The sequence below is a fragment of the Synechococcus sp. R55.8 genome, assembly GCF_047461895.1.
In the GTDB taxonomy this organism is placed as follows: Bacteria; Cyanobacteriota; Cyanobacteriia; order Thermostichales; family Thermostichaceae; genus Thermostichus.
This window is the reverse complement of the sequence record NZ_JANSIB010000034.1, coordinates 17,946-23,831: the sequence shown is the minus strand read 5'-3', so window position 1 is coordinate 23,831 and position 5,886 is coordinate 17,946. Positions and strand designations below refer to the sequence as shown.

At 59.6% G+C, this 5,886-nt stretch carries 5 protein-coding genes; 1 reads left to right on the top strand and 4 read right to left on the bottom strand.

What is annotated here, in order from left to right:
* Positions 1 to 702, bottom strand: a 702-nt coding sequence (locus NW829_RS05225) for an ABC transporter ATP-binding protein (RefSeq protein ID WP_414416591.1), incomplete at its 3' end; no start/stop codon positions are given.
* Positions 703 to 1,058: 356 nt separating this feature from the next.
* Here NW829_RS05225 and NW829_RS05220 point away from each other — a divergent pair.
* Positions 1,059 to 1,613, top strand: a complete 555-nt coding sequence (locus NW829_RS05220) for a DoxX family protein (RefSeq protein ID WP_041437454.1) — start codon at positions 1,059 to 1,061, stop codon at positions 1,611 to 1,613.
* A gap of 78 nt (positions 1,614 to 1,691) precedes the next feature.
* Here the strand turns inward: NW829_RS05220 and ppk1 are convergent, their stop codons facing one another.
* From ppk1 to NW829_RS05205, 3 genes are read right to left on the bottom strand one after another with little or no spacing between them, the layout of a single operon-like run.
* Positions 1,692 to 3,866, bottom strand: a complete 2,175-nt coding sequence (gene ppk1, locus NW829_RS05215) for a polyphosphate kinase 1 (RefSeq protein WP_414407338.1) — start codon at positions 3,864 to 3,866, stop codon at positions 1,692 to 1,694.
* Positions 3,867 to 3,924: 58 nt separating this feature from the next.
* Complete coding sequence (locus NW829_RS05210) at positions 3,925 to 4,884, bottom strand: branched-chain amino acid ABC transporter permease (protein WP_414416590.1); 960 nt, start codon at positions 4,882 to 4,884, stop codon at positions 3,925 to 3,927.
* Entirely contained in the window at positions 4,884 to 5,753 is an 870-nt protein-coding gene (locus tag NW829_RS05205) for a branched-chain amino acid ABC transporter permease (RefSeq protein WP_414416589.1), read from the bottom strand. Before NW829_RS05205 ends, NW829_RS05210 begins: the two co-directional genes overlap by 1 nt.
* Positions 5,754 to 5,886 lie beyond the last annotated feature (133 nt).

Below are 5,886 nucleotides of genomic sequence, written 5' to 3'. Positions count from 1 at the left end.
CGGGTAGTTTACGGCCTCTTCTTGGTCGTGGGTGACGTACAAAAAGGTGAGACCAAGGCGGTGTTGTAGGGCCTTGAGTTCAAACTGCATCTGTTGGCGCAACTTCAAATCCAGCGCCCCCAAAGGTTCATCCAGCAAGAGCACCTGCGGTCGGCCAACCAAAGCCCGCGCCAAGGCCACCCGTTGCCGTTGCCCCCCTGAAAGTTGGCTGGGTTTACGGGATCCCAGATCGGGCAGTTGTACCAGCTCCAGCGCCTCTTGCACTCGCTTTTGGCGCTCCTTCGGCGGTATGCCGCGGATCATCAAGCCGTAGCCAACGTTCTCCGCCACCGTCATGTGGGGGAAGAGAGCATAGTCCTGAAACACCGTGTTCACAGGCCGTCGGTAGGGCGGCAGACCCAAAACATTCTGGCCGTTCAATTTGATCTGCCCCTCATCCGGACGCTCAAAGCCCGCGATCATCCGCAAACAGGTGGTTTTGCCCGAACCCGACGGCCCCAACAACGTAAAAAACTCCCCCTGCTGCACCTCCAAATCCACCCCGTCCACCGCTTGGATCCCGGAAAAGTTGCGGCTGACCCTCCGCAAACGAATGGCAGGCGGGGATCCCTCCTCTCTCCCGGCTTGGGATTTGGCGGAGCTGACATCAGAGGCGAGGACAGATTCGGCAACCATATCGACACAGGCAGCAAATGAACCCATTATGAGGGATCCATTTACAGAGGTTGACAGGTCTCAGCAAGGCCGGAAAAGTCCCAGGCCAAGAGCAGAGATAGTGTGGCGCAATCGCCTGCGGTGAAAGCTCGCCGGAAACCCACCCGACCGGTCGCGAAAGCGGGCCGGAGGCCTTTCGCGAAAGCGGGCCGGAGGCCTTTCGCGGAAGCGGACCGGAGGCCTTGTTTTTGCATGGGATCCCTGTTTTTGCATGGGATCCCTTGACCACTGGGGACCTGAACCCCATCTTGTTACAGAAATTTAGAATCGTTACAATGAGTTAGAATCTTTGCTCATCTTTGCATCGCAGGTTTTATCCTATGGCACCCTCTCAGCAGTTTCCCGTGCTACTCGCCTCAGCTTTGCGTCACGACAGCGTAACTCCGCGCTGGTCTCAAGTGGCGTGGACCGTTTTGCGGGTGGTGGCAGGGCTATTCATGATTCACAACGGCCTTGACAAGCTGGCAGATATCGAAGGGTTTGCGACGGCTTATGTAGAAGTGATCGGGTTGCCCTTCCCGATCTTCTTCGCTTATGTGGCTGCCTATACCGAGCTGATCGCAGCTCCGATGGTGGCGTTGGGTTTGTTGACCCGAGGGGCAGCACTGGGCTTGTTCGCCACGATGGCGGTGGCCATGTTCCATCACATTAAGGTGGCCGGCTTCAGCGTTCCCTACTTGGAGCTATCCGCCATTTACGCAGCGATCTTCCTGGCCTTTGCGGTGAATGGGGGCGGCTGGTTCTCTGTGGATCAGCTCTTGGTGAATGCAATCGAGTCGTGGCTGAACCGCGCCAGCCGGGAAAAGTTGGAGAGCTTGCAGTCTTCGTTGCAGGCCACGGAACGGGTAATTGCGCTGGGCGAGGAAGAGGCCGAGGCCGCCAAGACCACCGGATCCTGAGCTTTGGTGGCCATTCCCGATAGCGGCGAGGCTGCTCCTCTCTCCCTCTGAGAGAGGTTAGCAGTGAGAGTCATCCTGCTAAATGCGGCTGGCGGCCCGCTCCATCAGGCGTTGGTGGGTGGAGCGCACAGGCTCTCCTGGCTTGGGTTGCCGCTGCACGTAGGTGCCATCAGGGCGCAACTCCCAGGCTTGCCGGTTGTCCGTCAGGCAGATGTCCAAGATCGCCTTGAGCTCCCGCTGCAACGCGGGATCCTCCACAGGGGTAACCACCTCAACGCGCCGATCCAGGTTGCGGGTCATGTAGTCGGCACTGCCGATGAAGTACTCTTCCTGGCCGCCATTGTAGAAGTAGAAGATGCGGGAGTGCTCCAGGAAGCGCCCGATGATGCTGATCACGCGGATGCGTTCGCTTAGGCCGGGGATCCCGGGCTTGAGGCAGCACATGCCGCGCACAATGAGGTCGATCTCCACCCCGGCTTGGCTGGCCTCGTAGAGCAGCCGGATCATTTCCGGGTCGGTGAGAGAGTTGATCTTGACGATGATACGCCCCTGGCCCCCCGCTTGGGCATGGCGCATCTCGCGGCGGATCAGGGCTTCCATGCCTTGGCGTAGGGTTCTGGGGGCCACCAAGAGCTTGCGGAATTGCCGTTGCCGTGAGTAGCCCGTCAGTAGGTTGAACAATTCCGTAACATCGTTGCAGAGGGTCTCATCGCAAGTGAACAGCCCTAGGTCGGTATAGATACGGGCGGTTTTGGGGTTGTAGTTGCCGGTACCGATGTGGACGTAGCGGCGCAGGGATCCCTCCTCTTCCCGCACCACCAAAGCCAGCTTGCAGTGGATCTTCAGCCCCGGCAGGCCGTAGGCCACGTGTACCCCGGCTTTCTCCAGCTTTTTGGCCCAGAGGATGTTGTTTTCTTCGTCGAAACGGGCTTTGAGCTCCACCAGAGCGGCCACCTGCTTGCCGTTTTCGGCGGCCTGAATGAGGGATTTCACCACCGTCGAGTCGCCGGAGGTGCGGTAGAGGGTTTGCTTAATGGTGAGCACCTGCGGATCGTTGGCGGCCTCCTCCAGAAACCGCTCCACGCTGGCGGCAAAAGAATCGTAGGGGTGATGCACCAACAGATCCCCTTCCCGGATGACGGCAAAGATATCCACCGGCTCATCGCTGACCGAGGCAGTGCGCAGGCGGGGCGGGGTGACCGGCCCCCAAGGGGGATCCTTCAAATCGGGCCGATTCAGGCTGAGAAACGCCATCACCCCCCCCATACTCAAGAGGCCATCCACTTCGTACACCGAGTCACTGTTGAGGCGCATCTCTTCGCTGAGCCGTTGTCGGATGGCTGCCGGAGTTTGGCTGGCAATCTCCATGCGCACCACTGAGCCGAAGCGGCGCTTGCGCAGCTCTTCTTGAATGGCAGCCAGCAGATCGTCGGCCTCGTCCTCTTGGATTTCCAGATCGGCATCCCGGGTGATGCGGAAGGGGTAGTACTCCAGCACCTGCATGCCGACAAACAGCGCTTCCAGATGGTGGGCAATCACCTGATCCAGCGGCACAAAGCTCACCCCATCCCGCAGCGGCACAAAGCGGGGCAAGGTGTTGGGCACCTTCACGCGAGCAAAATGCTCCTTGCCAGTCTCTGGATCCCGCACCACCACCGCCAAGCTGAGGCTGAGGTTGGAGATGTAGGGAAAAGGATGGCCTGGATCCACCGCCAAGGGGGTGAGCACTGGAAACAAACGCCTCTCAAAGTAGTCCCGCAGCTCCTGCCGTTCCGACTCGGCCAGCTCGGAAAAATCGCGGATGTGAATGCCCTGTTCCGCCAGCTTGGGCACCAGTTCCTGCCGGAAGCAAGTGTGCAATTTTCGAATCAGGGGGCGCAGGTGGCTCGAGATCTGCTGCAACTGCTGCTGCGGTGTAAGGCCATCCGGGGTTAGCACCAACACGCCCGTTTCCAACTGACGACGGATCACCGCCACCCGCACCATGAAAAATTCGTCCAGGTTGCTCTCAAAGATGGCCAGAAACTTCAGCCGCTCCAGCAGAGGTGTGCGCTCATCCAGGGCCTCGTGCAAAACCCGGGCATTGAATTCAATCCAGCTCAGCTCCCGGTTGAAATACTGCTCCGGCAGAGCATAGCCCTCTTGGATGGGTGTAGTCCGGATCCCTGGTTGTCCGGCATCAGGGGGGCAGCCCGTCGTGTCGGGGTTGCAGGGTGGCCAGGAAGGGTCAGTTTCCTTGGGACGCGGAGTCATGACGACAGAGGGCTGGGTTATCTCAAACACGTCAACAACAGCTGGAGCCGACCCAATCCTATCCTGCGGGGTTCTGCTTAGGCGAAGGAGAAGTGCCCAAGACGGGCTTGGGCGGACGTTCAGGCAACAATCCTTGAGAGCGCGTCAGAAGAATGACCTGGAGCAGGATCCCGATCAACAAAATGCGCAAAGGGCCAGCCCGGGTGGCCCACTGGGGCGGCAAACGGTTGGTGAGCCACTCGCTGCCCGACCACACCCCCCAAATTACCAGCGCTCCCAGCAAGGCGCCGCGATTGTTGCCACTGCCCCCCGCGATCAGCATTACCCAAACGATAAAGGTGGCAAACTCCGGTTGAAAGGCTTCTGGGCTGATGAAATTGACAAAATGGGCGTAGAGGGCCCCCGCCAACCCCATGAGCATGGATCCCAGCACAAACGCTTGCAGGCGAAACTGGAGCACATCTTTGCCGGCGGCCAGGGTTGCCGGTTCATCCTCGCGAATGGCCCGCAACACCCGCCCCCAAGGGGAGCGATAGGCCCGCTCCGTGGCCCAGTAGACCGCCGCCAAGATCAACAGCACCAAGCCCAAGTAGAGAAGAGTATCCTGACCTGGGATCCAGCCGCGAAAGGGTCGCGGAATGCGGGTAATTCCCCGCACACCGTTGGTGAGCCAGCCCTCATTTCTCAGGATTTGGCTGATGATCTCAGCAATGCCGATGGTGGCGATGGCCAAGTAGTCGGAACGCAGCTTCAGGGTAATCAACCCGATCAAAAAGGCAATCGCCCCGGCGACAGCCACAGCTATGGCAAAACCCACCCAAAAGGGCAGATTGAAGCCGCCCAAATGCTCGGCGCTTGGGGGTGTGGTTACAATGGCGCTGGCATAGGCTCCCATGGCAAAAAAAGCTCCCACCCCGATGTTGAACATGCCGGCGTAGCCCCACTGGATATTGAGGCCCAGCACCAGCACGCCGTAGATCCCCACCAAAACCAGAAAGAAAATGCCGTAGCTCAACATCAGACATCCCCCCCACCCGGGGATCCCAGCAATCCCGTGGGTCGGAAGATCAGCAGCAGTACCAAAATGGCGAAGGCCACCCCGGTTTTATAGGCCGGGTTGATCACCAAGGTCGAGAATTCTTCCGCCAGGCCGATCACCACTCCTCCGGCAATGGCCCCGTAAGGGCGACCGATGCCGCCGAGAATGGCCGCTGCAAAAATGGGCAACAATAGCCGCCAGCCCATGGTGGGGTGCAGCCGGGTATCCATACCCAGGAACACACCTGCTGCACAGGCCAAGGCTGCGCCGATGGCCCAAGTCCAGAGGACGATCCGCTCTGTATCAATGCCGGTAATCTTGGCCAGCTCAAAATTGTCGGCCATGGCCCGCATCGCTTTGCCCACCCGCGTGCGTTGTAAGAAGAGATGCAGTGCCACCACCAACAGGGCTGTTCCCGCCAGGATTACCGCCCAATCGGGCTTAATGCGCAGCTCCCCAAGCCGCCACGGCAACTGGATCCCGCTGCGGTACACCTGATTGTTGGGCCCCCAGATGATCTGCACCAGGCTGCGCAGAATCAGGGCGGTGCCAAAAGAAGAAATGAGCAAGATCACCGGGGCCTCCCGGCGCAGGCGGCGATAGATGAGCTGGTCGATCCCAACTGCACAAAGTACCGTGGCCAAAGCTGCCGGGATCAGGCTGACCCCAATTGGCCAACCCAACCCAACAAATGTCAGGCCGAAGTAGGCCCCCAGGGTCATCAGATCCCCGTGGGCAAAGTTGGCAAAGCGCAAAATGCCAAAGGTCAGCGACACCCCAATTGCTCCCAGGGCGTAGATGCTGCCCAAGACAAGGCCGTAGATGAAAAGTTGCAACAGTTGGGTCACGCTTGCCCCCGAAAACCCCTTGCCCTGATAATGCCACGGGTTTGCCGAGAGCGGGATCCGGCTCAGCGCAGCGGAAGGATACGGCTGATCGCGCCAGCGGGACGGAGTCCTAAGAAAGCTAGGGTAGGGGAGA